Annotated in this window: 27 protein-coding genes; 5 read left to right on the forward strand and 22 right to left on the reverse strand. The window is 44.9% G+C overall.

Annotation, left to right across the window (positions count from 1 at the left end):
* Positions 1 to 72 precede the first annotated feature (72 nt).
* Positions 73 to 2,493 (reverse strand): hybrid sensor histidine kinase/response regulator, encoded by a 2,421-nt coding sequence (locus R7P69_RS09535; protein WP_017820050.1) that lies wholly within the window; start codon positions 2,491 to 2,493, stop codon positions 73 to 75.
* Positions 2,494 to 2,544: 51 nt separating this feature from the next.
* Here R7P69_RS09535 and R7P69_RS09540 point away from each other — a divergent pair, with 51 nt between their 5' ends.
* Positions 2,545 to 3,156 carry a YecA family protein gene (locus tag R7P69_RS09540; RefSeq protein WP_005378278.1) on the forward strand — a complete coding sequence of 204 codons (612 nt, stop codon included), beginning with the start codon at positions 2,545 to 2,547 and terminating at the stop codon, positions 3,154 to 3,156.
* A gap of 73 nt (positions 3,157 to 3,229) precedes the next feature.
* Here the strand turns inward: R7P69_RS09540 and R7P69_RS09545 are convergent, their stop codons facing one another.
* The 21 genes from R7P69_RS09545 to aspS all read right to left on the reverse strand — a co-directional run bounded on the left by R7P69_RS09545 (position 3,230) and on the right by aspS (position 22,238).
* The gene (locus R7P69_RS09545; protein WP_054866291.1) at positions 3,230 to 4,396 is read right to left on the reverse strand and encodes a glutathionylspermidine synthase family protein; all 1,167 of its coding nucleotides are present in this window, start codon (positions 4,394 to 4,396) and stop codon (positions 3,230 to 3,232) included.
* An 8-nt stretch (positions 4,397 to 4,404) separates the two neighbouring features.
* Entirely contained in the window at positions 4,405 to 4,974 is a 570-nt protein-coding gene (locus R7P69_RS09550; protein WP_053307470.1) for a DUF1190 domain-containing protein, read from the reverse strand.
* A gap of 8 nt (positions 4,975 to 4,982) precedes the next feature.
* Positions 4,983 to 5,399, reverse strand: a complete 417-nt coding sequence (locus tag R7P69_RS09555; RefSeq protein ID WP_005378281.1) for a DUF350 domain-containing protein — start codon at positions 5,397 to 5,399, stop codon at positions 4,983 to 4,985.
* Positions 5,399 to 6,442 carry a potassium channel protein gene (locus R7P69_RS09560; protein WP_017635053.1) on the reverse strand — a complete coding sequence of 348 codons (1,044 nt, stop codon included), beginning with the start codon at positions 6,440 to 6,442 and terminating at the stop codon, positions 5,399 to 5,401. Before R7P69_RS09560 ends, R7P69_RS09555 begins: the two co-directional genes overlap by 1 nt.
* A gap of 118 nt (positions 6,443 to 6,560) precedes the next feature.
* Entirely contained in the window at positions 6,561 to 7,622 is a 1,062-nt protein-coding gene (nadA, locus tag R7P69_RS09565) for a quinolinate synthase NadA (protein ID WP_042522106.1), read from the reverse strand.
* Between the two features lie 251 nt (positions 7,623 to 7,873).
* Entirely contained in the window at positions 7,874 to 8,626 is a 753-nt protein-coding gene (gene ybgF / locus R7P69_RS09570) for a tol-pal system protein YbgF (RefSeq protein WP_005387926.1), read from the reverse strand.
* A gap of 15 nt (positions 8,627 to 8,641) precedes the next feature.
* A complete protein-coding gene (gene pal / locus R7P69_RS09575; RefSeq protein WP_005378293.1) occupies positions 8,642 to 9,166 on the reverse strand; it encodes a peptidoglycan-associated lipoprotein Pal in 525 nt (174 codons plus the stop codon).
* Between the two features lie 30 nt (positions 9,167 to 9,196).
* Positions 9,197 to 10,549: a Tol-Pal system beta propeller repeat protein TolB gene (gene tolB, locus R7P69_RS09580; protein WP_005387925.1), complete on the reverse strand. Its 1,353-nt coding sequence runs from the start codon at positions 10,547 to 10,549 to the stop codon at positions 9,197 to 9,199.
* A 15-nt stretch (positions 10,550 to 10,564) separates the two neighbouring features.
* Positions 10,565 to 11,629: a cell envelope integrity protein TolA gene (gene tolA, locus R7P69_RS09585; RefSeq protein WP_005378296.1), complete on the reverse strand. Its 1,065-nt coding sequence runs from the start codon at positions 11,627 to 11,629 to the stop codon at positions 10,565 to 10,567.
* A gap of 13 nt (positions 11,630 to 11,642) precedes the next feature.
* Positions 11,643 to 12,086, reverse strand: coding sequence for an ExbD/TolR family protein (locus R7P69_RS09590; RefSeq protein WP_005378298.1), 444 nt, complete (start codon positions 12,084 to 12,086; stop codon positions 11,643 to 11,645).
* Between the two features lie 3 nt (positions 12,087 to 12,089).
* Positions 12,090 to 12,788 carry a protein TolQ gene (tolQ, locus tag R7P69_RS09595; protein ID WP_005378301.1) on the reverse strand — a complete coding sequence of 233 codons (699 nt, stop codon included), beginning with the start codon at positions 12,786 to 12,788 and terminating at the stop codon, positions 12,090 to 12,092.
* Positions 12,778 to 13,197 carry a tol-pal system-associated acyl-CoA thioesterase gene (ybgC, locus tag R7P69_RS09600; RefSeq protein ID WP_017820044.1) on the reverse strand — a complete coding sequence of 140 codons (420 nt, stop codon included), beginning with the start codon at positions 13,195 to 13,197 and terminating at the stop codon, positions 12,778 to 12,780. The genes tolQ and ybgC overlap by 11 nt, the downstream gene beginning before the upstream one ends.
* A gap of 172 nt (positions 13,198 to 13,369) precedes the next feature.
* On the reverse strand, positions 13,370 to 13,672 hold the full coding sequence (gene ybgE, locus R7P69_RS09605) for a cyd operon protein YbgE (protein ID WP_005378304.1): 303 nt from the start codon (positions 13,670 to 13,672) through the stop codon (positions 13,370 to 13,372).
* A complete protein-coding gene (cydX, locus tag R7P69_RS09610) occupies positions 13,665 to 13,772 on the reverse strand; it encodes a cytochrome bd-I oxidase subunit CydX (protein ID WP_000270284.1) in 108 nt (35 codons plus the stop codon). Before cydX ends, ybgE begins: the two co-directional genes overlap by 8 nt.
* Before the next feature lie 12 nt (positions 13,773 to 13,784).
* Entirely contained in the window at positions 13,785 to 14,921 is a 1,137-nt protein-coding gene (gene cydB / locus R7P69_RS09615; protein WP_006742909.1) for a cytochrome d ubiquinol oxidase subunit II, read from the reverse strand.
* Between the two features lie 17 nt (positions 14,922 to 14,938).
* On the reverse strand, positions 14,939 to 16,525 hold the full coding sequence (gene cydA / locus R7P69_RS09620) for a cytochrome ubiquinol oxidase subunit I (RefSeq protein ID WP_005378311.1): 1,587 nt from the start codon (positions 16,523 to 16,525) through the stop codon (positions 14,939 to 14,941).
* Positions 16,526 to 16,986: 461 nt separating this feature from the next.
* The gene (ruvB, locus tag R7P69_RS09625; RefSeq protein WP_005378312.1) at positions 16,987 to 17,991 is read right to left on the reverse strand and encodes a Holliday junction branch migration DNA helicase RuvB; all 1,005 of its coding nucleotides are present in this window, start codon (positions 17,989 to 17,991) and stop codon (positions 16,987 to 16,989) included.
* A 286-nt stretch (positions 17,992 to 18,277) separates the two neighbouring features.
* Positions 18,278 to 18,889, reverse strand: a complete 612-nt coding sequence (gene ruvA / locus R7P69_RS09630; RefSeq protein WP_012841979.1) for a Holliday junction branch migration protein RuvA — start codon at positions 18,887 to 18,889, stop codon at positions 18,278 to 18,280.
* Between the two features lie 67 nt (positions 18,890 to 18,956).
* Positions 18,957 to 19,478, reverse strand: coding sequence for a crossover junction endodeoxyribonuclease RuvC (gene ruvC / locus R7P69_RS09635; RefSeq protein WP_005387909.1), 522 nt, complete (start codon positions 19,476 to 19,478; stop codon positions 18,957 to 18,959).
* A 92-nt stretch (positions 19,479 to 19,570) separates the two neighbouring features.
* Positions 19,571 to 20,317, reverse strand: a complete 747-nt coding sequence (locus R7P69_RS09640; RefSeq protein WP_005378402.1) for a YebC/PmpR family DNA-binding transcriptional regulator — start codon at positions 20,315 to 20,317, stop codon at positions 19,571 to 19,573.
* 142 nt (positions 20,318 to 20,459) lie between these two features.
* Positions 20,460 to 22,238 (reverse strand): aspartate--tRNA ligase, encoded by a 1,779-nt coding sequence (gene aspS / locus R7P69_RS09645; protein WP_005378401.1) that lies wholly within the window; start codon positions 22,236 to 22,238, stop codon positions 20,460 to 20,462.
* 273 nt (positions 22,239 to 22,511) lie between these two features.
* Here aspS and R7P69_RS09650 point away from each other — a divergent pair, with 273 nt between their 5' ends.
* The 4 genes from R7P69_RS09650 to R7P69_RS09665 all read left to right on the forward strand — a co-directional run bounded on the left by R7P69_RS09650 (position 22,512) and on the right by R7P69_RS09665 (position 26,285).
* Positions 22,512 to 23,378, forward strand: coding sequence for a DUF72 domain-containing protein (locus R7P69_RS09650; RefSeq protein WP_238952262.1), 867 nt, complete (start codon positions 22,512 to 22,514; stop codon positions 23,376 to 23,378).
* Positions 23,379 to 23,471: 93 nt separating this feature from the next.
* Positions 23,472 to 24,209, forward strand: coding sequence for a carboxy-S-adenosyl-L-methionine synthase CmoA (gene cmoA / locus R7P69_RS09655; protein WP_017635063.1), 738 nt, complete (start codon positions 23,472 to 23,474; stop codon positions 24,207 to 24,209).
* Positions 24,210 to 24,290: 81 nt separating this feature from the next.
* A complete protein-coding gene (gene cmoB / locus R7P69_RS09660) occupies positions 24,291 to 25,262 on the forward strand; it encodes a tRNA 5-methoxyuridine(34)/uridine 5-oxyacetic acid(34) synthase CmoB (RefSeq protein WP_238952261.1) in 972 nt (323 codons plus the stop codon).
* A gap of 276 nt (positions 25,263 to 25,538) precedes the next feature.
* Positions 25,539 to 26,285 (forward strand): ATP-dependent zinc protease, encoded by a 747-nt coding sequence (locus tag R7P69_RS09665; RefSeq protein ID WP_005378391.1) that lies wholly within the window; start codon positions 25,539 to 25,541, stop codon positions 26,283 to 26,285.

A 26,285-nucleotide genomic window follows, 5' to 3' on the forward strand; every position in this document is an offset into this window, starting at 1 on the left:
GAAGAGTTTGTGACGACGCTGGATGACGTATGAATAGTAAGAACAATTTACAGTTGCGCCATATTGATTCAGTTATGGTGAGGCCAGCAAAATCGTTAATGTATCGATATCATCTTGGTCCGGGGATTGCTGACGCTTTAAGTTACTTCTTATCCGTTCGGCGACTGAAGAAACGTCGCCACTGAGTTCAAGGGGAGCCTCCGCAATGATCGCTGAAATAGCCTCAAGTGCTTCATTAAGATGTCCATTATCTAGAGCGACATAGAAGTTGAGTAACCACTTTTCAGCATTAAAGCTATCTGCTGCATTTCCATCAAAGTCCGATTGGTACTGATATAACTGTGTCGCATGAAGATACAGTGCATCATTTAATTCAGACTCCACTATTGGTTTCGCTATTATGTGGTCTGCTCCTACATTAATCATACGCTCTTGTGTTTCTTTGAACACATCCGCTGTACAGCCAAAAATCAGTACCGACTTAGCAGGTGAACTCATTGCTCGAATGGCTGATATGGCCCCAACGCCATCTAGAACAGGCATATGATTATCCATCAGTATCAAATCAAATGGTTTGATCGCAACCTCATCGACTGCAAGCTGACCATTTTCGACACTTGTGCACTCAAAGCCCTTGGCTCGGAGGAAAGTTTCCATAATGATCGCATTTGTTCGGTTGTCTTCAACAATGAGTGCTTTCAACCCTTTACAGTTCAATTTATGTGTATTGATTGACTCTACTTTACCCGGCTTGCAAGGTGTAAGGGCAATTTCGACAGTAAAAGTCGTTCCAGCGTCCTCCTGACTCTCTACAACCACTTGCCCACCCATATGTTCCGCGATTTCTTTGACTATTGCTAAACCAAGCCCTGTACCACCAAACCGTCTAGTCGTTGATGACTCTGCTTGCTCAAAAGGACGAAAAATGCGTTTTTGTGCCTCTTTTGAAATACCAATCCCTGTATCTTTTACCTTTAGTATCAGCTTGGTGCCAGCCTTACTCGATTTCTCGGCTAGCTCTACCTCTACGATGCCACGATCGGTGAACTTAACAGCGTTATTGAGTAGATTGAACAGTACTTGACGCAAACGGGCTTTGTCATTGTTGTACCAACGACCCGTTGGTAAATGCGAGACTACTCTAAAGCGAAGACCTTTTTCTGCACATAGCGTTTGATAAACACTCTTGATACTGCCGATAATCGACTCAATTGGGAAAGGCTTATTTTCAAACTCAACATGCCCTTGTTCAATTTTTGAGTAATCTAAAATCTCATTGAGTAATGTCATCATGTGATCACCTGAATCATAAAGTGTTCTCAGGTGCTTACGCTGCTCATCGGTAAGTGGTGTTTTTAACAGTATCTGGGCAGTTCCTAGTACACCGTTCATTGGTGTGCGAATCTCGTGGGACAATGTGGCTAAGAATGCCGTTTTAGCGTTTGTCGAAGCCTGAGCTTTTATTCTCTCCTGCTCTAAATAGATCGTCTTTTCATTGAACTTCTCGATAAGCTGTCCGATTTCGTCATCGCTATCGTAGTCAATATCTATGATCCCACCAGTTTTCGAGTCATCAATCTTAGCGGCAATGCGAACAATTGGTTCAACAATATAGCGATTCAGTAAGTAGTAACCGACCAAGACACACAAGAGCAAAAATGGAATGATCCTCCCCTCAACGCTCATCACTTGTTCAAACACTTGATCGGCGACTTTAGCTTTTGCGTTGACAACTTCCATGCGCCAATCGAACTCTCCGAAATCAAGCTCGCTGACATAAATTTCGTCCGTCAGTTGAAAGTTGTGTTCAATAATCACGTTTGAGTCAGCATCGCGAACCACTACCCCCAAAGAATGCTGGTTCGTGTGCTCTCGAATAAACTGAAAAAGTGCATCAAGTGATAGGTCTACCGTTACAACTCCAGCGAATCGACCGTTTTGGTAGTACGGAGAAGACGCGGTAATCATCTGGACCTGAGTAAAGGTATCGATGTAAACCGTAGACCAACTAACAGAACCTACCGGAGCATCGGCGGCAGCGACATACCAGGCTTCATTATCATAACCGCCAGATTCGGGGTTATTGTAGGAGTGAATTTGGTCAATACCACTATCACTGTTTTTATTGAAGAATAGACTTTTATATCTCCATTGTTCTGCTTTTAGTTCGGGTTTAGGCCATACGCCACCACTAACAAGCATCTTGTCACTCAATTGAAGTATATGTGGAATTATTGTGTTGAGAGATTGAATATTTTCAGTCCCTTGGGCTAGCCCTACTAAGCTGCTCAATACACCTGTAGAACTGAGGAGGGGCTCTTTTATCTCAAGAGCCAGGAGTTGGGTACGTAACTCTAGGTTTTGCTCTAGCTTTTGTCTAACCGGTGGCTCAACAACCAAATAGGCGACAGAACCGATAGTGGCGATAAAGAAGCACAGGTAAAGTGTTAGGGCGAGAATGCTTTTTTTTCTAAGTGATGAGCGAATTTCCATAGATGTGTGAATCATTCCCTAATATCGATTTATCACTAATTGATTGGTAAGATGAGCGCAATCAACCAGCCCATTAACAAATGGTATTCTATTTTGAAACTACAAGACATCCTTTCTCTCCCAGAACTTGACGGTAAACTACTAAACCTAGCAAAAACTCAAGGCTTTGTAACAGCGATGGCTGCAGCGCCAAACGTATTAATGCCTCAAGAGTGGTTGCCATTCTTATGGGGTGGAGAAGAAACAGCGCCATTTACTGACGGTGAACAACTAGAGCAGTACATTGACGAGATTGTACAAATGTGGAACCAAACTCGTCCCGCTCTCCTAGAAGGCACTTGGCAGTGGCCTGCAGGGTGCGCGCTAGATGAGCAAGACATTGTAACAAGTCAGGCTCGCGATTTCTGTGAAGGTGTATTACAAGGCTGGCAACTTGCGCGTGATGACTGGGAAACGTTGATGCCTGAGGATAGCGAAGATAATGCCCTACTCGGTGGTGTTTTACTTTCTCTTACTATGCTTTACGACCCAGAAACAACCATTGAAACATTGGCCGAACAAGGTATGGAAGGCTTAGAGCAGTTTGAAGAGATCTTCAATGCAATGCCAGTGATGTTATGTGGTCTTACCCAGCGCGGTGTTGCATTAGCTGAAGAACAATAGACGCAACGCTGTCGACCATCAAGATTGAACGGCTGAATAGACAAAAAGCTCTCCAAATGGAGAGCTTTTTTGATCATGTTAAAATTACATGTGGAATATACCGCGCCATATCTTGAGTCACTAAGCTACTGTCTTCCCTAATCGAAATACCGGCAGCTCTATCATTGACCAACCAACTGCCAATTAACGTATGGTTTTGCCCAAACTTAGGTAGTGGATGGTATTGCTGGACGATATTGAATTTAGATTCATAAGGCCCTGACGTTTTAACAAAACGTTTTCCATCGATGACGATCTCGATGTTCGCGCCCTCTCGAGAAAATAGTGGCTTGATGACACAATCTCTCATAGTGTTCGCTTTTGAATCGTTAGCAAAATAAGCGGGCAAAAGGTTCGGGTGATTAGGAAAGCGCTCCCACAATAACGGTAAAAGTGCTTTATTGGATAGAATCGACTTCCACATCGGTTCTAACCAGTTTACGTTCGCAGTCGCTAAGTACTTCGCATATTCCTCTTCAAACATAAACTCCCAAGGGTAAAGCTTAAACATCCAACGAATCGCTCTGTCGTCAGCATCCACAAACAGACCATCTTCCGTCACTCCAATATCTTCGACATGCACGAATGCCGTTGCTAACCCTGCCTCTCGCGCGCAATCCTCTAAATACTGGACAGTCCCTTTATCTTCTTCAGTGTACTTGCAGCAGCTAAAGTGAAGTGTTTGTCCTGGTTGGTATTTTGCTATTTCGGCAAAGCGCTCGATCAAAAAGTCTTGAAGAATATTGAATTGATCCGCGCTCTGGTGAACTCGACCTTTATTTACAACATCTTCTAGCCACACCCACTGCCAAAAGCCAGTTTCAAACAAGCTGGTTGGCGTATCCGCATTGTTTTCCAGTAATTTTGCAGGCGAGGTCCCGTTGTACGCGAAATCCAGCCGCGAATAAAGCGAAGGTTCGCTTCGTCTCCATGAAGAAGCGACCTGCTCCCACATAGATTCAGGGATCGCACATTGCGTCAGCAACCGCTCACTCCGAACGACTTCATCCACAATAGCCAGGCACATCTGATGCAGCTCTTCAGTGGGCGCTTCTATATCGCGCTCAATTTGCTCCAGCGTGAATTGATAGTAAGCACTCTCATCCCAATACGGTTGGTCATACATGGTATGGAAACCAAAACCAAACTGGCGTGCTAATTCACGCCAGTTTTCGCGCTCTTGTATTTCTCGTCGAAACATAGTGCTTTTTAACCGCCTCGACTGACCGACACCGCTTTACCAAACCCGCCTCGAGACATCGCCCTGCCAATGGTGCCGCCGCCACGTTTATTAAGGCTATTCGTCGCAACTTTGGTCGGCTGATTTCGGTAGGAGCCAAAGAATTGTCCTGCTCCATTATAGAATTTGGATTTATAACGGTACATCGGCTCTGAGTAATAGCTCTTGTTATAACCTTTCAACCCGCTTAATGAGCGACTGTAAAAAAAACCGCCAAAGTTAGGTACATAAGCTCGGGAACTGGAACTGTAGTAACAATCATCCTCGTAGAAATCATTCTCGCATTCGAACTCGCTGCGGTAGCGAGGGGCATTTTGTTCGGCACGAGCTAAAGCTTCTTGGTATGCAATGTCACACTGTTCACTAAACTCAGGCGAGTTAGATTTACACTCATCAGCATCAGAAAAAATGTACCCTTCTGTTTTTGACTCGTACGCAGCAAAGAAGAAAATACCACCAAAGGCAGCAAAGGGAAGAATTTTCCCAAGCTTTAAGCTTTTGTCCATGGAAGAACGTTTAACGTTAGAACTCCGCTTCATCGTTCCTCCTAGTAGGTCATGCACGCGGCATTCAATACGCCAACCGAAACAGAAACTGCTGCTAATACAATACCGGCTGGCAGTTCATCTTTTTCGATACGCTCTGCCACTTTCGGAAGTAAAATAAAGCGTACAATTGCAAATGCAATAATTTGAGCAAGCATTGCAACAACGCCCCATACCATAAAATCGACGATATTGACTGAGTTTTTTGCCGCCCCCGAAATCGCGAGACAGTAACCAAGGAAGGCCCCACTTAGCGCAATCGCTGCTGCTGTATTTTGTTTTTCTTTGATCAGATGCCACTCATCGTATGGCGTCAACTTGACGTAGATGAACTTAAACGCCAATACAAAAATAATAGAAACAGAGAAATAGAGTAAAAAGTTTGGGAAGCCTGCTAACAGGCCAGCAATCATGTGCATTATTGTTCCTTGTTCATTTCTTTCCAGGCAAAATCTTCAATACGTTCATCTGCAATGTAAAACAGCTTGGTACTCGCGGGTACTTCAGCATCTAAATCTGGGTTGAGTTGAATACCATCGCCAATATCAAAAGCAATCAGCGTGGCATGATGGCGTCTTTTGAGAAAAACGAAGAGATTCTCAATAGTGGTGGCAGACTGCCCCTCAGGATAAATAACTGAGTATTGCGTCATACCTCGTGTTGAAGCCAAAAGCTCCTGATGAAGCGCACTTGAGCCCGGGTCAACCGCCGCTTTTGCCAACATTTCTGCGCCAACAGCAGGTATGCATTCCGCTTTCGGGCAATGCTGACTTAGAAGTCGGCCTAGCGCTTCATCTTTAAAGTAAGCGACCAAATGAGCGGAAGGGTTTACAGATGCGCAGTATAGAGCGGCTGACAAGGTAATGTCGTCCGAGAGATTATCCACAATAATGCAAGCGGCTTCGGCAATATTGGCGTTTTTCATTTCTTGCGAATCGGTATAACTGGTCACTTTGATAAAACTGATTTCGCCAGGTAACGGGTTCTCTATTTCTGAACGGCTGCATAAAACAATCGGACGCTTTCCCTCTTCTTCATGTTGTAACATGCGAATAAGGTGCATCGTTCTCGATCCATTCCAGCCCAACAATACAATATGGTTTTCCACTCTTACTCTCCGTTTTCCTAAAATACCCGCTCGCCAATAGTCCATCGCTGCTCCAGCGACACGCCCCAATAATGCGGCGAATAAGCTCAAACCGCCGGGGATTACAAATAGTACGACAACCCATTTACCCAAATCTGTTACTGGAGAATGGTCGCCATAACCCACCGTACTCGCCGTAACCATGAGGTAATAGATAAAGTTAGCGAAACTGTCTGTTAATGCTGTTTCACCAGCGAGAACCAGCAGCCACCATGAAAGGCTCACATATAAGCCACTAAAGATGAGAAGGCTTCGGTTGCTCAATTTAAAAAGGTGGGAACTAAGCCACTTTTTAACTACTAACCACACCGCCATAAATTTATGACCTCGATATTCATTGATTGCATCAATAGTAACTCATTGATAGTAAGACACAAAAAAACCAGCCATATTCGGCTGGTTTTTGAGATTTATTTTCAGTTACGCCTACTTTTTAAGCATTACCTTTCACTTGCATATTTAGCTGCTCAGCAAAATCTAGCATGCGGTTAAGCGGGATAAGGGATTTAACACGCAGTTCTTCGTTAACAAAAATCTCGTGCTCTTCACCACCTTCACTAAGCGCTTTCTCAATTGCTTTCAAACCGTTCATTGCCATCCAAGGACAGTGTGCACAGCTGCGACATGTTGCGCCTGCACCTGCGGTTGGCGCTTCGATAAGTTCTTTCTCTGGCACAAGTTGCTGCATTTTAAAGAAAATGCCTTTGTCTGTCGCAACGATCATTTGTTTGTGAGGAAGCTCTTTCGCTGCTTTGATCAGCTGACTCGTTGATCCAACGGCATCGGCAAGTTCTACGACGCTTGCTGGTGACTCAGGGTGAACCAAAATAGCCGCATCTGGATACACGCTCTTCATTTTTCGTAGCGCATCAGCAGAGAACTCATCATGAACCACACACTCACCCTGCCAAAGCAGCATATCTGCGCCAGTTTTGTTAGCGATGTACGATCCTAGGTGACGGTCTGGTCCCCAAATAATTGGCTTATCTTCAGCGTCTAAGTGTTCCACGATTTCAAGCGCAATGCTCGATGTAACGACCCAGTCGGCACGGGCTTTAACCGCTGCTGAAGTATTTGCGTAAACTACAACCGTATGATCAGGGTGAGCATCACAAAACTCGCTGAACTTATCCGCAGGACAGCCAAGGTCAAGCGAACATTCCGCTTCCAACGTTGGCATTAGAATGCGCTTTTCTGGTGTCAGAATTTTGGCCGACTCGCCCATAAAGCGAACACCACCAATAATCAATGTACTTGCAGGGTGACGATTACCAAACTTCGCCATTTCCAACGAGTCACCAACAAACCCGCCAGTGTCTTCAGCTAGGGCTTGAATCTCAGGGTCGGTATAGTAGTGCGCGATAAGTACCGCATCTTTTTCTTTGAGTAACTTTTTAATACGCTCAATGTAAGATGCTTTTTCTTCTTCGCTTAATGGAACTGGTTTCGGTGGGAATGGGTAAACAGTGTCGATTTTATCTAATATATGGCTCATTGCTCTTGCTCTACGCAACTTCCTTTAATCCGAGTATTGTAACCTCGTTAATTTTCAAAAACCAACTTGTCGCGGGGATTTCTAGCGGTCTAGCCGTATATCTTTGTTACAGGTAGCATTTCCGAGTAGCGAAATTCGGTGCAACATAAGGTCAGAGGCTCTGCATCATTGCTATCGACTTAGCCGTTCTGCACCAACAGAAAATGGAAAAGAAAAAGGAAGCCGAAGCTTCCTTTTCAAAACATAACGTCTTACAGCTTAGAGCTGGCAAGTTTTGCAGATGCACTACCTGGGTATTCATCAACCACTTGTTGGTAGTACTTTTTCGCTTGAGCTGCATTGTTATTACGCTCAGCGATTTCGCCTAACTTAAGCAACGCATCGGCTCGCTTATTGGAGTCTTTATAAGACACAACAGCGGCAAAACTTTTCACTGCATCCTCATCCTGCTTTTTAGCGAAGTACAACTGACCTAGCCAGTAGTGAGAATTCGCTGAATATGTAGAATCAGGATAATCTTTCTGGAACTGCTGGAACGCTGCAATTGCGCCAGTGTAGTCACGTTTCTTGAGGATGAGGTCGACTGCATTTTGGTATGCCGTTTGCTCATCAACATTTGGTGTGTACTGACCACCTGTTTTAGCCGGTTTCGCTTCTTGCGCAGGCGCGGATTTTATCTCTCCACGAACACGATCCAGCTCGACAAACAACTCTCGTTGACGTTGCAACATTTGCTTCATTTCGTAGCTATTTCGCTCTAATTGACCACGTAATTCACTGATCTCTTGTGACATTTGGTCAATTTGCTGTTGCATTTGGAGCTGAACGCGATTGCGGTTTTGTAGCAAGCGCTCTAGACGCTCTACTTCCGTTTCAGATGAACGGCTCTTAGAGACGGATGATGTGCTGTTGAGATCGGATACTGGAGCTGGTGCAGCGAACGCAAAGTTCGCTGCACTTGCCAGTAACGTAAGCGCAACAGCGCGCTTAGTGTTACTGAACATGAGGATTACCTCGAATTAGTATACTAGAACCGCGCGACGGTTTTTAGCGTAAACTTCATCTGATTGACCTAGAAGAAGTGGCTTCTCTTCACCGTAGCTAACGATTGAGATTTGGTCAGCTTGAACACCTAGTGCTTGTAGGTAGTTCGCTACTGCTTGTGCACGACGCTCACCTAGAGCGATGTTGTACTCAGGAGTACCACGCTCATCAGCGTGACCTTCGATAGTTACGTTAAGTGCTGGGTTCTTGCTTAGGTAAGAAGCGTGAGCCGCTAGCATCTCTTCGTAATCTGCTGCAATTGTTGAGTTGTCAAAAGCAAAGTAGATTGTTTGAGTTTCACGTAGCGCTTGCTCTTTTAGCTCTTGCTCTGTCAACTGACCGCTTTGATCAATTGGCGTAGCTACTGTTGTTTCCACTGCGCCATTGTTGTTTGTTGCTGCACCAGTGTTAGAAGCAGCGTCGTCGCTTGAACTACACGCTGTAACAGCCATTACAGGAAGCGCGATTAGTAGCCCTTTTAGAACCTTGTTCAGTTGCATCTTATTTTCCTTTATTAATCAAACTTATTACTACAAAAACGGTGACCATGCAGGCGCTCGAACACGCCCATTTGTTGCCGGTAATCTAGCTTTGAATCGACCATCAATTGACACCATCGATAGTACGTTTTTCTTGTTGTAAATCGAGCTATACACAACCATGCCACCGTTTGGGGCAATACTAGGAGACTCATCAAGCAAGGTCTTAGTTAAGACTTGAAGAGCACCAGTTTCCAAATCTTGTTTCGCCAAATTAAATCCTGCGTTGCTGCGGTTCACCATAACTAGGAATCGCCCATCAGGAGTAATCTGACCACCCAAATTTTGGCTGCCTTGCCAAGTCAAACGGTCAATAGAACCGCTGCCCAAATTTACTTGATAAATCTGTGGTTTACCACCCCTATCCGATGTGAAAATCAACGATTTTCCATCCGGATGCCAGAACGGTTCCGTATTATTTGATCTGCCACGCGTAATTTGCGTCAGCTTACGAGTGTTAAGGTCAAACGTATAAACATGAAGCGAGCCTGTTTTAGAAAGAACAATCGCTAACTTATTGCCATCTGGCGAAAATCTTGGCGCACCATTGTGACGTGGGTATGAAGTAATTTTCTCACGTTCACCGGTGTAGATGTTCATGATGAAGATTTCTGCTTGGCCATTTTGGAAGCTAACATATGCAAGCTTTTTACCATCGGGGGACCACGCTGGTGACATTAATGGTTGTTTAGAGCGTAAAACCAGACGCTCATTGTAGCCATCGTAATCAGCGACTCGAAGTTGGTAAGGGAAACGGTCTTTATCGTTCACTACCACATATGCGATACGAGTCATGAAAGCGCCACGGTCGCCAGTTAACTGCTCATACACCAAATCAGAGATACGGTGAGCGTACTCACGCATACGAGGCCCTTGAACAGTGGCTACTTTATTGAACAGCACATGATCTTTTGACAGGACTAATTCACCGTCACTACCAAGCGCCTTACTCTTCCCACCTGTTAACTGACCACGCACAATATCAACAAGTTGATAGTTGATAACGTAGTCACCTTGGTCGTTTTGCTTGATTGAACCAGTCAATAGCGCATCCACACCTAAATTGGTCCAAGCATCAAAATTAACTTCTGATTCACTGAACGGTGTTTGTGGCATTTTGCTCGTTGGAACTGGGCTGAATTTACCACTACGTTGTAAATCCGAGGCGATAACAGCAGAAACATCCGTTGGAAGCGCTTGTGTGCCCTCCCACTTAAACGGAACAACAGCAATTGGTCGTGCTGAATCAATACCATCGGTAATGACCAACTCTAATGCGGCATTCGCCACATTTGTCATACTGCTAAACAGTACAAACATTCCTAGTAAAAGGCGTCTAATCACGTCTTATTCCTTATTCTAGTATTCAACGGTTAAGTTGATATCTCTAACTTTATCAATAACATCTCTATCTTTAGGCATCGGAAAGTTGCCAACTTGGGCTACTGCACTTTTGGCTGCACTACAAAGACGAGAGTCACCGTTTAACACAGTAACATTACTCACAATACCATCAGTCCCAGTTGGAACTAGCTTCACATTAAGCCTACACGACTTTCCCACAAGATAATCGTCCTTAATGATACGACTCTCTATCAATTGTTTGTAAATTGCACCATAGCGGTCAACTTCAGATTGCACATGTTGATTTTTCGCTTGCTGATTCTGTTCTGACTCACTCTCGAGACCCGCAAAAATATCATCTAACGCGGCTTCTTGAGCTTTACGCTCACGCTCGGCACGCTCAGCTGCTTCTCTCGCTTTACGCTCTCGCTCCGCTGCCTCTTTTGCCGCTTTCTCTTTTGCAATGCGCTCTTGTTCAGCTTTTTCAGCAGCTTCACGCTCACGACGTGCTTTTTCTTCCGCTTCTTTTGCTGCTTTTTCACGAGCCAAACGTTCTTGCTCAGCTTTTGCTATAGCCGCTTCTTTTGCTAAACGCTCCTGCTCAGCTTTACGCACGGCTTCTTCTTTTTCCTTGCGCTCTTTTTCTAGCTTAGCAGCTCGCTCTTTTTCTTTGCGAACACGTTCTTCTTCCTGCTTGCGCTCTTGCTCTTTTTTCTTACGTGCAGCTTCTGCTTCTCGCGCCGCTTGAGCATCTTTCGCTTGCTGCTCTTTCAACTTGCGAATTTGCTCTTCTTCAGCTTTGCGGTTTTTTTCTAGCTGCTCTGCTTCGCGTCTCAGTTTATCAAGACGCTCTTGTTCTTTTTTCGCTGCCTTTTCGCGTTGCTGGCGAATTTCTTTCGCTTGTTGCTGCACAAGTTTTGGATCGATGACAACAGCTTGAACCATTTGCCCTGTAGGCTCTGGTTTAGACATGTTGAAGTCCGTCCCCCAAAGCAGGGCTGCAACTAGAATTGCATGCAAACCAACCGATATTGCTATCGGTTTGGCGTATTGGTTGGGTTTCTTCTTGTGATCTTTCATAGATAATTGATGTCTATTCCCTGATATCGGTCATTAGACCTACCTTAGGGATACCAGCTCGACTTAGTTCATCTAGCAATAGAACAACATCGGCATATGGTGTTGCCGCGTCGCCACCTACCGCAACTGGTGAATCCGGCTTAACCTCTCGCTCCGCTTTCACTCGCACAATAACATCTTGCAACGACAAACCTCGCTGAACTTCTTCATCATTTACGCTTAGGCCTAAATTACCCTCGCTATCAATTTCGATGATAATAAAGCTACTGTCAGTCTCGCCAGCAAGGTCTTGCATAGATTCTGCGGTCGATGTTTTCGGAAGATCAACGTCGACGCCTTGAGTCACAAATGGAGCGGTCGCCATAAAAATGATCAACAGTACGAGCATTACGTCGATATACGGAACAACGTTGATCTCCGCTGTCATTTTTCGCTTTTTAGGTTGATAACCCGCCATGCTTTATTCCTTATCCGCGCTGTCTCGGCCAGCCATCGCTTGACGATGAAGGATGCTGTGGAATTCTTCAGAAAATGTTGCGTAAGTGTGCTCTAGTTTACTCACTTTATTGCTTAGGCGGTTGTACGCCATTACTGCCGGAATAGCCGCAAATAGCCCCATCGCTGTCGCGATAAGTGCCTCGGCGATACCCGGTGCAACCATAGACAACGTAGCTTGCTTTACTTCACCCAGCGCAATAAAGGCGTGCATGATGCCCCAAACGGTACCAAATAGGCCGATATAAGGGCTTATAGAACCGACTGTTGCCAAAAACGGTAAGCTTGTTTCTAGCTCATCTACTTCACGAGAAACAGCAACGCGCATTGCGCGGCCAGTGCCTTCCATGATGTAAGCTGGTGAATTTGCGTTGCTCTTACGTAGGCGAGCAAACTCTGTAAAACCTGCGTAGAAGATTTCTTCTGTGCCTTCAATTTCGTCTTTACGCGCTTTTACTTTTTGGTAAAGCTGAGAAAGATCAGTACCCGACCAAAATTTGTCTTCAAACTGCTCTGCATTTTTTGATGCTTGAGAAAGTACTTTGCTGCGCTTGATGATCATTGCCCATGACACAATTGACATGCCAAGCAACGTCAGCATCACAAGCTTTACCAACAGACTGGCCTGAAGAAAGAGATCTAAAATGGAAATATCAGCAGTCACTATTTGTTAGCTCCGAATTTATAAAGGTTGGAATAGCTATTGGTTTCATTTTCTTATTATCGATACATGCTACCTTAACCGAGGCCTTGCACAATATCTTGCCTTGATCATTGACCAACTCTTGACAGAATTGCAGAGAAGCACGTTTTATTTCTGACACTCGGGTTACGACTGTCAGATGCTCGTCCAGCCTAGCGCCTTGGTTGAAATCGATATCCATGTGTCGGACAACAAAGCCGATATTTTGTTCCAGTAACACATGTTGAGAAATGCCTTTAGCACGTAACATCTCTGTCCGTGCGCGCTCAAAGAATTTTAGATAATTAGAATGATATACAACACCGCCCGCATCAGTGTCTTCATAGTACACAGTGATCGGCCAGTGAAAGAGATTTGATGTGCCTTGCAAGGGAGTACCAATATATTCAATTCTTTAAAGTAATTACTATAACTGAAGCGACAGCAATTGGTACCGAGCTAAGGAAATATTTTTGAAATTTGTAGAAAAAATAAAAGCTAGGCGAGATACCTAGCTTTTATTCGGTGATTTAGTAACCGACTTTATTACAGCATATTTCAGCCTAAATGAAATAAAGTGCCGTTAGATAAATTAAGATAGCTAACGAGAAATAAGGACTAAACAAAACTTGCCAGTACCAGTTTCTTGGCTTGAAGCCCACCCCATACACCATGCTTGAACATACAGACCAAATCAGTGCTGGTGCGATGATTGAGTTAAAACCACCAATTGCTTGATGGTAAGCTTCAGGGTCCCACATCACCAATCCTACGTGCATAAAGCCAAGGATGAGAGATAAGACTCGTAGCAGAGTCTTATCCATTGGTGCGTGAAGTTTCGCTACCTTATCAGCGAGGTTACTCACTGTCTTTATCCATCATTTCTGAGTGCTCTAGCCAAAGAGCGTTGATGATACCGAATGCACAAGCAAGTAGTACACCTAGAATCCATGCGAAATACCACATAGTAAATGCTCCTTAGTAAAGTGAGTTTTTGTTGTCTTCAATGTACTGGTCATCAAGGCGACCAAACATCTTGTAGTAAGTCCAAGATGTGTAACCAAGGATGATTGGCACCATAACAAACGCAACGCCTGTCATTAGGTTCAGAGTCAGCTCAGATGACGTTGCATCCCACATTGTTAAGCTGTGGCTTGGCATTAAGTCTGAAGGCATGATGAATGGGAACATCGCAAAACCTGCAGTAAAGATAACACCAGCAACACCCAAGCTTGAAGTAATGAACGAAATCGCACATTTTTCAAGACGAGATGCCAATACAGCGAGAAGCGGCATTGCAACACCTAGTACAGGAGCAGCCCATAGTAATGGGTAGTTTTCAAAATTCTTCATCCACGCACCAGCTTCACGGATAACCTCTTTGTTTAGAGGGTTAGAAGCAGCGTTAGTGTCGATACCGCCAACAATGACGTAACCATCGATATTTTGGATCCAGAAACCAGCCGCTACAAACGCAGCAACCGTCAGTAAACCAGCCAACTGAGCAACGTTGCGCGCACGCACATGCACTTCGCCTGTTGTTTTCATTTGTAGCCAAGTAGAACCTTGCATCAAAATCATGAATAAGCTTACTAGACCACACAACAGTGCAAATGGATTTAGTAGACCAAAGAATGAGCCATGGTATGTTGGCATCAAGAACTCACTCAATTGGAATGGTACACCTTGTAGAAGGTTACCAAACGCCACACCAAAGATGATTGGCGGAACAAAACCACTGATTGAGATACAGATATCCCAGGTATTGCGCCATTTTGGATCTTCGATTTTAGAGCGGTAGTCTAGGCCCAGAGGACGAAGCCATAGCGCTGCTAGTGTCAAAATCATCGCTAAGTAGAAGCCTGAAAATGACGTTGCGTAAACCAAAGGCCAAGCTGCGAACAGTGCACCACCAGCAGTGATAAGCCAAACTTGGTTACCATCCCAGTGAGGAGCAATTGAGTTAATCATGACACGGCGTTGCGTGTCGTTTTTACCGATGATAGGTACAAGCGCGCCTACACCCATATCGAAGCCGTCTGTTACTGCAAAACCAACTAGTAGAACACCGATTAGTACCCACCAGATGAGTCGCAAGATTTCGTAATCAAACATCTTGTTATCTCCTTACCTTACGCTTCTACTTGGCGACTAACTTTGTCTTCAACAGAGTCAGCATTTTGCTCGAAGTGGTAGCGACCCGTTTTCAGGCTACTTGGGCCTTTACGAGCGAATTTCAACATTAGGTAAACTTCTGCAATCAGGAATACCGTGTATAGCGCCAGAATTGCGAAGAGTGAAGTCCAGATTTCACCTGCAGTTAGTGCAGAAGCTGCAACATGTACTGGTAAAATTTCACCTACAGCCCAAGGTTGACGGCCGTACTCAGCGACGAACCAACCCGCTTCAATTGCAATCCAAGGTAGTGGAATGCTAAATAGTGCAGCTTTTAGAATCCATTGTTTCTGCTCAATCTTCTGACGACACGTTTGGATAAACGCCGCACCAAAGACAAACAACATGATGAAGCCACAAGCAACCATGATACGGAATGACCAGAATAGCGGCCATACTGTTGGGATTGAGTCGTCCGCAGCAGCTTGGATTTGCTCTTCTGTTGCATCAACAACATTGTCTGTGTAGCGCTTTAGAAGTAGACCGTAACCTAGGTCACCTTTCACTTCATCAAACGCAGTCATGTTTTCTTCTGACTTATCGCCCGCACGAAGCTTCTCTAGAAGTTCATAAGCGTACATGCCGTCACGAATACGATCGACGTGTTCATCACGTAAATCACGAAGACCTGTTACTTGCTCATCAAAAGAGCGTGTCGCGATAATACCCATTACGTAAGGGATCTTAATTGCGTAATCGGTATGCATCGTTTCCTGGTTAGGAACACCAAATAACGTAAATGCGGCAGGTGCAGGTTCAGTGTGCCACTCTGCTTCAATTGCAGCGAGTTTCACTTTTTGAACTTCACCAAGCTCATAGCCAGATTCGTCACCAAGAACGATGGTAGATAAGATAGCTGCAATACCGAAAGAAGCAGCAATAGCAAACGAACGACGAGCAAACGCAATGTCACGACCTTTTAATAGGTAGTATGAACTGATGCCTAGAATAAACATTGCGCCACAAGTGTAACCAGAAGCAACCGTATGCACGAACTTAACCTGAGCAACTGGGTTTAGTACAACCTCAGAGAAGCTCACCATTTCCATTCGCATGGTTTCGAAGTTGAAATCTGCGCCTACTGGGTTTTGCATCCAGCCGTTTGCGATAAGAATCCAAAGAGCAGAGAAGTTAGAGCCTAGTGCAACAAGCCAGGTAACCGCTAAGTGTTGGCGTTTAGATAGACGATCCCACCCGAAGAAGAATAGACCAACAAAAGTTGACTCCAGGAAGAATGCGACAAGTGCTTCGATCGCTAGCGGTGCACCGAAGATATCACCTACATAGTGGGAGTAGTAAGACCAGTTCGTACCAAACTGGAACTCCATGGTAAGGCCAGTCGCCACACCAAGTGCAAAGTTAATACCGAATAGCTTACCCCAGAACTTGGTCATGTCCTTATAGATTTGCTTGTTCGTCATTACGTACATCGATTCCATAATGGCCAGAAGGAAGGCCATACCAAGGGTCAATGGTACGAATAGGAAGTGATACATCGCTGTCAGTGCAAACTGCAACCGCGATAGATCAACTACGTCAATCATGGTAACTCCTATGTGTCGGCTGAATGACACTCTCTACATATTGCAATCCATATTCAGGTGTTATTTACACTTGAAAAATGTTGAATTATCACAACTCATTGTTGCAAAAATGTGCTTCATTGGTTAGTTAATTGTTAAGCATCAGCTAATATAGCTGGGGCTAATATTACTTGTAAAAACAGATTGTTTCAAAAGGTTTATAGCCGTAACGCGCTTTGATATACATCAATGTTTATGCGCGGAATTTGCACAAAAATCCATCACATTGATCTAGATCAACCAGTATTGGATACGGATGTTAAGAGAGAGTAATCAGGAGAGAAATTAACCAGTTGCAAGCAAACATCGAGTTAACAATCAATGCTTTTTACTTACTAAACCAGTATGAGAAAAAATTCAAAAAATGTGAGTTTGGTCAACTTTAATGAAGCGCTGGGCAACAAAGGCCCAGCGAGGGAATCTTATTTTTCAATTCCGAAATGCAAATACGCACGATCTGTCGCGATTCTTCCACGCGGAGTGCGTTGTAAATAACCTTGCTGAATAAGATAAGGTTCAAGAACGTCTTCAATAGTGTCCTTTTCTTCACCTATCGCCGCTGCCATGTTGTCGAGCCCGACCGGACCACCACCAAATTTTTCCATAATCGCGAGTAGTAGCTTACGGTCCATGTAATCGAAGCCTTCGGCGTCCACATCAAGCATATTCAACGCCTTATCGGCAACATCGGCACAAATGTGACCATTGCCTTTTACTTCCGCATAATCACGAACACGACGTAGCAAACGGTTAGCAATACGTGGTGTGCCACGCGCACGTCTTGCCACTTCCAATGCACCTTCAGGTTCCATTGATAAACCTAAACAATCCGCGCTTCGCTGCACGATATCTTGGAGGTCTTTTATCTTATAAAACTCAAGGCGCTGAGTAATACCAAAGCGGTCGCGCAATGGTGACGTTAAAGAGCCCGCTCGGGTCGTCGCACCAATTAACGTAAATGGTGGTAAATCGATCTTAATAGAACGAGCGGCCGGACCTTCACCGATCATAATATCCAGTTGATAATCTTCCATCGCCGGATACAGCACCTCTTCAACCATCGGGCTCAAGCGGTGAATCTCATCGATGAACAACACATCGTTTTCTTCGAGGTTGGTTAACAGCGCGGCCAAATCGCCTGCTTTCTCAAGTACAGGGCCTGAAGTAGTGCGAATGTTCACTTCCATTTCATTGGCAACGATATTCGCAAGTGTGGTTTTACCCAAACCTGGGGGACCAAAAATCAAAAGGTGATCAAGTGCTTCGCTACGTAACTGAGCAGCTTTAATGAAGATCTCCATTTGGTCACGGACATGGTCCTGACCTTGGTAATCCGCTAATTTTTTTGGCCGAATAGCACGGTCAATGACATCTTCATCACGAAAGGCAGGGTTTTCTGGCGCGATTAAACGATCGGCTTCAATCATCTTTTTACCTTGAAAAATGGTTACCTGAGAGAATAATGCCGCTCGTTTAACAGCAAGTGGCATATTTCTATATCTCGTCATCCTGTACAGCGACGAAGGAGCGTGATACAGGATCTTCTATCCGAGCGGTTTATGGTCAAATTGTTTCATTAACCGCTCAGCGTGCTGCTATTAGATTCCCAGTCTCGCTAGGCTCGCTGGAATGACACAAAAAACATCGTTAAGCGATTGGCATTAACCTTAGAGAATGAGTTATCTTGAACAAATGCTCACTGTGAAACCAGCGTTACACCATTGATTTTAGAGCTTCACGGATCATTTGCTCACTGCTCATGTCCGGTTTAGCAATTTGAGACACCACTTTCGATGCTTGAGTCGGCTTGTAACCCAAAGCTAGAAGTGCGCTAATTGCCTCTTCTTCCGCGTTGTTGGATGTCGCACCAGAATCCGCAGGAGCAGCATCCGTAAATGGTGTAAATAGATCGCCAGCGCCCCACCCTTTCAATCGGTCTTTCATTTCAACAACCAATCGCTCTGCGGTTTTCTTGCCAACGCCTGGAAGCTTAACCAGCGTAGAAACGTCTTCATGTTCCACACAAGTAACAAATTGCGTTGCTGTCATACCAGAGAGAATACCAAGACCGAGTTTAGGACCAACGCCATTGGCTTTGATCACTTCACGGAAAAGTGCTCGTTCTTTTACTGTGTTGAAACCGTATAGCAATTGTGCATCTTCACGGACGACAAAGTGAGTATAAATAATGGCTTCTTCGCCAACATTTGGCAGCTCGTAAAAACAGCTCATTGGCATCTGGACTTCATAACCAATGCCATTAACTTCAATTAATACTTCAGGTGGTTGTTTTTCAATCAGTGTGCCACGAAGACGTCCAATCACTATAAATACTCTTTGGAAATGAATTTGCGACAGGATAATAAAGAACTGGATAGACATCCAGTTAATTTTAACGGTAGCGCCCTTTTCTGGCACTGGTTGCTTTGCCCGCTAACGCAACGAGAGTCTTGTTAGTATTGGCATGACAAATCGCCACACCTAAAGCATCGGCTGCATCCGCTTGAGGCTTGGCGGGCAATTTAAGCATCTGCTGAACCATATGCTGAACTTGCGCTTTGTCCGCGCCACCAGTGCCGACGACAGCTTGCTTAATAAGACGAGCCGCGTATTCAAATACCGGCAACTCCGCATTCACCGCAGCAACAATTGCACTGCCACGAGCTTGGCCAAGTTTTAGCGCTGAATCCGCGTTTTTGGCCATAAACACTTGCTCGATCGCGAAAACGTCCGGTTGAAACTGGGTAATGATTTCCGTGACGCCTGCATAAATCTGTTTAAGCCGACCCGGAAGTTCTTTTTCTGAAGTACGAATGCAGCCACTACCAAGGTATTGCAAGTGGCGTCCATTTTGACGAATGACCCCATAGCCGGTAATGCGCGAACCTGGGTCAATGCCCAAAATAATTGACATGAATGTTCCTAAAAATGAGGCCTAATTCGGCCTCAGTCTTTTTATTATTACTTGCTAACTTCGGAGCAAATACCGCTCCCGACCCCTTGAGTTTAATCTAGCGTAGCCGCAACGTCGTCAGAGATATCACCATTGTGATAAACCTCTTGAACGTCGTCCAGATCTTCCAAAGCGTCAATCAAACGAAGTAGTTTTGGCGCAGTATCCGCGTCCAAATCTGCTTTCGTAGATGGGATCAGCGACACCTCAGCGTTCTCTGCCTCAAAACCTGCGGCATCAAGGGCATCTTTTACGAGTCCAAAGTCGCCTGGGGCCGTGTAGACATCAATCGAGCCATCTTCTGCCGTTTCAATGTCATCAGCACCACTTTCTAATGCCACTTCCATTACCGCATCCTCATCTAAACCTGGGCCATATGAAATCACGCCTTTCTTGTCGAAAAGATAGTTGACGCTACCATCCGTCCCCAGATTACCGCCTGACTTTGAGAATGCATGGCGTACGCCAGATACCGTACGATTTCGGTTATCCGTCATACATTCAACCATGACCGCCGTACCACCTGGACCATAACCTTCATAGATCACGGTTTCCATGTTGTCGTCGCCTTCACCACCAGCACCTCGGCTGACAGCGCGGTTGACAGTGTCACGTGTCATGTTGTTAGACAGTGCTTTATCAATTGCTGCTCGCAAACGTGGGTTATTTTCTGGCTCACCGCCCCCCTCTTTTGCCGCAACAACGATTTCACGGATTAATTTAGTAAAAATTTTGCCGCGCTTCGCATCTTGCGCTGCTTTACGGTGACGAATATTCGCCCATTTACTATGACCAGCCATAATTCACCTTTTAATGTATTTTGACGCTTAATAACAAAACATGTTCTAAAAGCGTTGCTTGGGAAATTGCTTTGGAAGTTTCTTGGGTTTATTTAAACAAAAACTCCCGCAGTTGCGGGAGTTTTCTTCAAATGTTGTGCGCTTATTCTGCGTCTTTTTCTTTCGCTGCAGTTACTGCGATTGCTAGCTCTTCTAGCGCTGCTGGGTTCGCAATACTTGGTGCGTCTGTTAGTAGACACGCCGCTGCTGTTGTTTTAGGGAACGCGATAACATCACGGATGTTCTCTGTACCACATAGCAGCATTACTAGACGGTCTAGACCAAATGCAAGACCAGCATGTGGAGGCGTACCGAATTTCAGCGCATCAAGCAGGAAGCCGAACTTAAGCTGTTGCTCTTCAGGTGTGATGCCTAGAATATCAAATACGGCTTCTTGCATATCTGCGTTGTGGATACGAACAGAGCCGCCGCCCACTTCGTAGCCATTTAGAACCATATCGTAAGCGTTAGAATTTGCCGCAGCTGGGTTTGCTTTTAGCTCTTCTGCAGTCACACCTAGAGGCGATGTGAATGGGTGGTGCATCGCGTGTAGGTTGCCTTCGTCATCTTCTTCGAACATTGGGAAGTCAACAACCCATAGTGGAGCCCATGCAGACTCATCCGTTAGCTCTAGGTCTTTACCTAGTTTCAAACGTAGCGCACCCATTGCTTCTGCAACGATGCCCGCTTTATCAGCGCCAAATAGGATAATGTCACCAGATTCCGCTTGAGTACGATCTAGAATGCCGTTGATCACGTCTTCATTTAGGAACTTAGCGACTGGAGATTGGATACCTTCCATGCCCGCTGCACGGTCGTTAACCTTCATCCAAGCTAGACCTTTCGCACCGTAGATGCCAACGAATTCACCGTAGCCATCAATTTGCTTACGAGTCAGAGAAGCACCACCTGGAACGCGAATAACGGCAACGCGGCCTTTTTCGTCGTTTGCTGGACCTGAGAATACTTTGAACTCAACGTCTTTCACTAGGTCAGCAACGTCTACTAGTTCCAGTGGGTTACGTAGGTCTGGCTTGTCAGAACCGAAACGACGAATCGCTTCGCTGAACGGCATTACTGGGAATTCACCTAGGTCAACGTTTAGTAGCTCTTGCCACATTTCACGAACCATTTTCTCAGTCGTTGCACGAACTTGGTCAGCCGTCATGAATGACGTTTCGATATCGATCTGAGTGAATTCTGGTTGACGGTCAGCACGCAAGTCTTCATCACGGAAACACTTAACGATTTGGTAGTAACGGTCAAAACCAGACATCATTAGAAGTTGTTTGAATAGCTGTGGAGACTGAGGAAGCGCGTAGAAGCTGCCTTTGTGAACACGGCTAGGTACTAGGTAGTCACGAGCGCCTTCTGGAGTCGCTTTTGTTAGGACTGGTGTTTCGATGTCTAGGAAACCGTTGTCATCTAGGAAACGACGAACAAAGCTAGACGCTTTAGCTCGTAGCTTGATGCGGTCGCTCATTTCTGGACGACGTAGATCTAGGTAACGGTACTTCAGGCGCTGCTCTTCAGAGTTCTTTTGGTTGAAGTCTAGAGGCAGAACATCAGAACGGTTGATGATTTCAAGACCTTTCGCAAGGATCTCAACTTCACCTGTTGCCATGTCTTTGTTTGCTTGGCTCTCTGGGCGAACGCGCACTTCACCCGTTAGTTTGATACAGAATTCATTACGAAGTGTGTTCGCCACTTCATACGCATCCGCCATATCTGGATCAACAACTACCTGAACGATACCTTCGCGATCTCGCATATCAATAAAAATAAGACCGCCTAAATCACGACGACGGTTAACCCAGCCGCAAAGTTCTACAGTTTGTCCTGCAAGGGACTTGTTCAGGTGACCACAGTAATGGGTACGCATAATGAAATTCCCAATCTCTCAAATGTTGTTAACTACGCTCTGTCAGCCTCATTGCTAAGCAGAGTAAAGATTCAGTTATACGCTGAATGTCCACGAAAATCGACTACTCAACATACAATTACGTGTGTTTTATCATTCACTGGTGCTTTTTAGTACAACAAATGTTCAAAAGCGCACCAAAGCGAAAAAATTGGGGAGGATTATAGCGTGAAATTACCTATTTCAGCAAAACTCTCGTAAAGTATTCACACGAGTAGCAAGCAGTAAAGAATAATGGATAACTTACCTCTTCGACTTGGATTGACGATGTGGTCGCACAATCAATGGCAACAAAGTTTTTACGGCAGCGGGACAAAGCCCGCTGAACGTTTAGAAAGGTATGCGCAAGTGTTTCATACCGTGGAAGGCAACACGACATTTTATGCCACACCGACGCTCAATACAGTGCAAAACTGGAGAGCCGCAACCCACGATGATTTTCGCTTTACTTTCAAACTTCCTAAAGCCATTACTCATGAGCAAATGCTAAGAGGTTGCAGCGAACAACTGAGAGACTTCATGAAAGTCATGGAGCCTTTGCATGACCGTGTAGGCCAATGGACAATTCAATTACCAGCCGCATTTGGTCCTGAGCACCTTGATCGACTGAAAAAGTTCTGCGCGGGCTTTCCACCTAACTTCCCTCTCGGTGTTGAGGTTCGCCATATGGCATTTTTCTCCAAAGGCGAAGAAGAGCGAGCACTTAACCAATGGTTAGTAGAGAATAATATTGACCGCATTATTATGGATAGCCGCCCAGTCTTTGCCGCTAAGCCCGACAATGAGGCGATTATTGATGCACAAATGAAAAAACCACGAGTCCCTGTTCACGCCATTGCTACCGCTTCACATCCTTTGATTCGCTTTATTGGTCATCCAGAAGAACAACAAAATTACGAGTTTTTTAAACCATGGCTCAACAAGTTGCCACAATGGATTGCCGAAGGTAAACAGCCATATGTCATGATCCATACCGCAGACAATATAATTGCGCCAGAGTTGGCCGCAAACCTATATAAAGACATACAAAAGCGTATCACACTCCCTGAGTTATCACCTTTCCCAGCTGACGATGGCAACTCGCAGTTACAGATGTTCTAACGCAACACATGACAGAGGCGCGAAATTCCCATAAAATACGCGCCTTTTTTGGTGCCTGACATTTTCAGGCGGCTTGTATGCAGAGACTTAGTTATGAACCCTAAGAGCAATCCAGATACTATTTTTTCGGCTCCAATCGATAAAATTGGGGATTTCACGTTCGATGAACGCGTAGCGGAAGTATTTCCTGACATGATTCAACGATCGGTACCGGGTTACAGCAATATCATTTCTGCAATCGGTATGCTGGCAGAGCGTTTTGTAAAACCTCACTCAAACATCTATGACCTTGGCTGTTCTTTGGGTGCTGCAACATTGTCTATGCGTCGCCATATCAAACAAGAAGGTTGCCAAATCATCGCAGTGGACAACTCTCCTGCAATGGTTGAGCGTTGTAAACTTCACGTCAACGCTTACCGCAGTGACACTCCTGTGGATGTAGTAGAAGCAGACATTCGCAATATCGAAATTGAAAACGCGTCAGTGGTGGTGTTGAACTTCACTTTGCAATTCCTCTCTCCAGAAGATCGTTACTCCTTGCTCGAAAAAATTTACGCTGGCCTTCGTCCGGGCGGCATTTTGATTCTATCTGAGAAATTCGTCTTCGAAGATGAAGTGTCGAACGAGCTGTTAATTGACCTTCACCACGACTTTAAACGTGCGAATGGTTATAGCGAACTAGAAATCAGCCAAAAGCGCAGCGCGATAGAAAACGTAATGCGCCCAGATTCAAAGAAAGAACATAAAGAGCGTTTCGCTAAAATTGGCTTTTCTAGCTATGACGTTTGGTTCCAATGCTTTAACTTCGGCTCCATGTTCGCGATTAAATAGACCATGCATACCAAGCCTGAACCATACCGATTTCGGCTTTTGTTAATAATTTATACCCATCAACTCAGCGATTAACTAACTATGTTTAACTTTGCAAATTTCTACCAATTGATTGCCCAAGACACCCGTCTTCAACCTTGGCTTAATGTGCTTCCACAACAGCTAACGGATTGGCAAAATGCAGAGCACGGTGACTTTGGTCGCTGGTTGAAAGCCCTGAACAAAATCCCAGCGGGTAGACCGGACAACATCGACATTGTTGATTCTGTCACGATTTCAAACAATGAGCCCATGCCTCAAGGGGAACTTAAAAAGCTAGAAAGCTTACTTCGTACATTCCATCCTTGGCGCAAAGGCCCATACAACGTACACGGCATCCATATTGATACTGAGTGGCGCAGTGATTGGAAATGGGACCGCGTGCTTCCGCATATTTCACCATTAAAAAATCGCAGCGTACTCGATGTAGGTTGTGGTAACGGCTACCACATGTGGCGCATGCTAGGCGAAGGTGCACGCTTAACTGTCGGTATCGATCCATCTCACCTGTTTCTAATTCAGTTCGAAGCAATTCGTAAACTAATGGGCGATGACCAACGTGCACACCTATTGCCATTGGGTATTGAACAACTACCTAAGTTAGAAGCGTTCGATACGGTATTCAGCATGGGCGTGCTTTACCATCGCCGCTCGCCTCTCGATCATTTAGTGCAACTAAAAGATCAATTGGTACCTGGTGGTGAACTCGTATTGGAAACACTCGTGATTGAAGGTGATGAGAATGCAGTACTGGTCCCGACTTCTCGTTACGCGCAAATGCGTAATGTCTATTTCTTCCCTTCAGCAAAAGCCCTAAAAGTGTGGTTAGAATTGGTCGGTTTTGAAGATGTTCGTATCGTTGATGAAAACATCACATCCGTAGATGAACAACGTACCACAGATTGGATGACGCATAACTCTCTACCTGACTACTTAGATCCGAACGACCCAAGCAAGACTGTAGAAGGCTACCCTGCCCCTCGCCGCGCGGTTCTTGTCGCTCGCAAATCATAATTCGCTGAGATTCCTGACATTGTCTTAACTCATTTTACGAGTTAAGACATTACCCTCTTTCCTCGTAATGAGCGAGTTTGATTTTTGAATCCATTTTTCACGTCAAAATATAAGCACGCTCTAAATAAGGATGCGCTTTTATGTCCTTGATTTTTGGCTTTTCATCACTATTCCTCAAACAATAAGTAATAGAGAAACATTCTTACTTGTGAGGCTTTATCGATATAAGCTAAACTCCTAAAAAATAAACAACTTAATCCAATCCCAAGGTTTTCAATGTTATTACGATTGACCCCGATTGTTGCCATCGCCTTACTATCTGGATGCTCACTAACCAAAGGCGAACAGTACCACCAAGAAACGTTAGCGGCGATTCAAAATTCAGAAGCGAATGTCAATAATCGCATTACCAACCTAGAGCTACAGCTCAGCAACCAATCGGACTATATCGACAGCCTTGAAGAACAAGTCGATAAACTACAGGTTGAACTTCTTACATTTCGCGATGAAGCAATGGCAGAAGTAAAAAAACCGAAAGAGCCGATTATTGTCCAATCTCCCGCTCCTGTGGAACCAACCCCAACTCACGATATTGTCCTTGGCTCTATCGAAAAGGTCACTGTAGAGTCGATTAAGCAAACTTTTGATGCACGTATCGACACTGGTGCCGCGACGTCGTCTTTAAATGCCGTTGATATTGAAGAGTTCGAAAGAAATGGCAAAAAATGGGTCCGATTCCACTTAGCAGACACCAGTAAATCCGAAGAAGAGAAAAGTACTTGGATCGAAGCTCCTGTCATTCGCTACGTCAAAATCCGCCAGGTTACCAGTGAAGAGTTAGAACGCCGCGCTGTGGTAGAACTTTGGGTGCGCGTTGGAAAAATTCATGAAAAAGCGCAATTTACGTTGGCAGATCGCTCACATATGAACCATCCTATTTTACTGGGTAGAGAATTTATGCGCGACATAGCACTTGTCGATGTAAGTCGTACCTATATCCAAACGGACGAAGATAAAAAATAA

Source organism: Vibrio sp. 661, from assembly GCF_033339315.1.
Taxonomy (GTDB): Bacteria; Pseudomonadota; Gammaproteobacteria; order Enterobacterales; family Vibrionaceae; genus Vibrio; species Vibrio alginolyticus.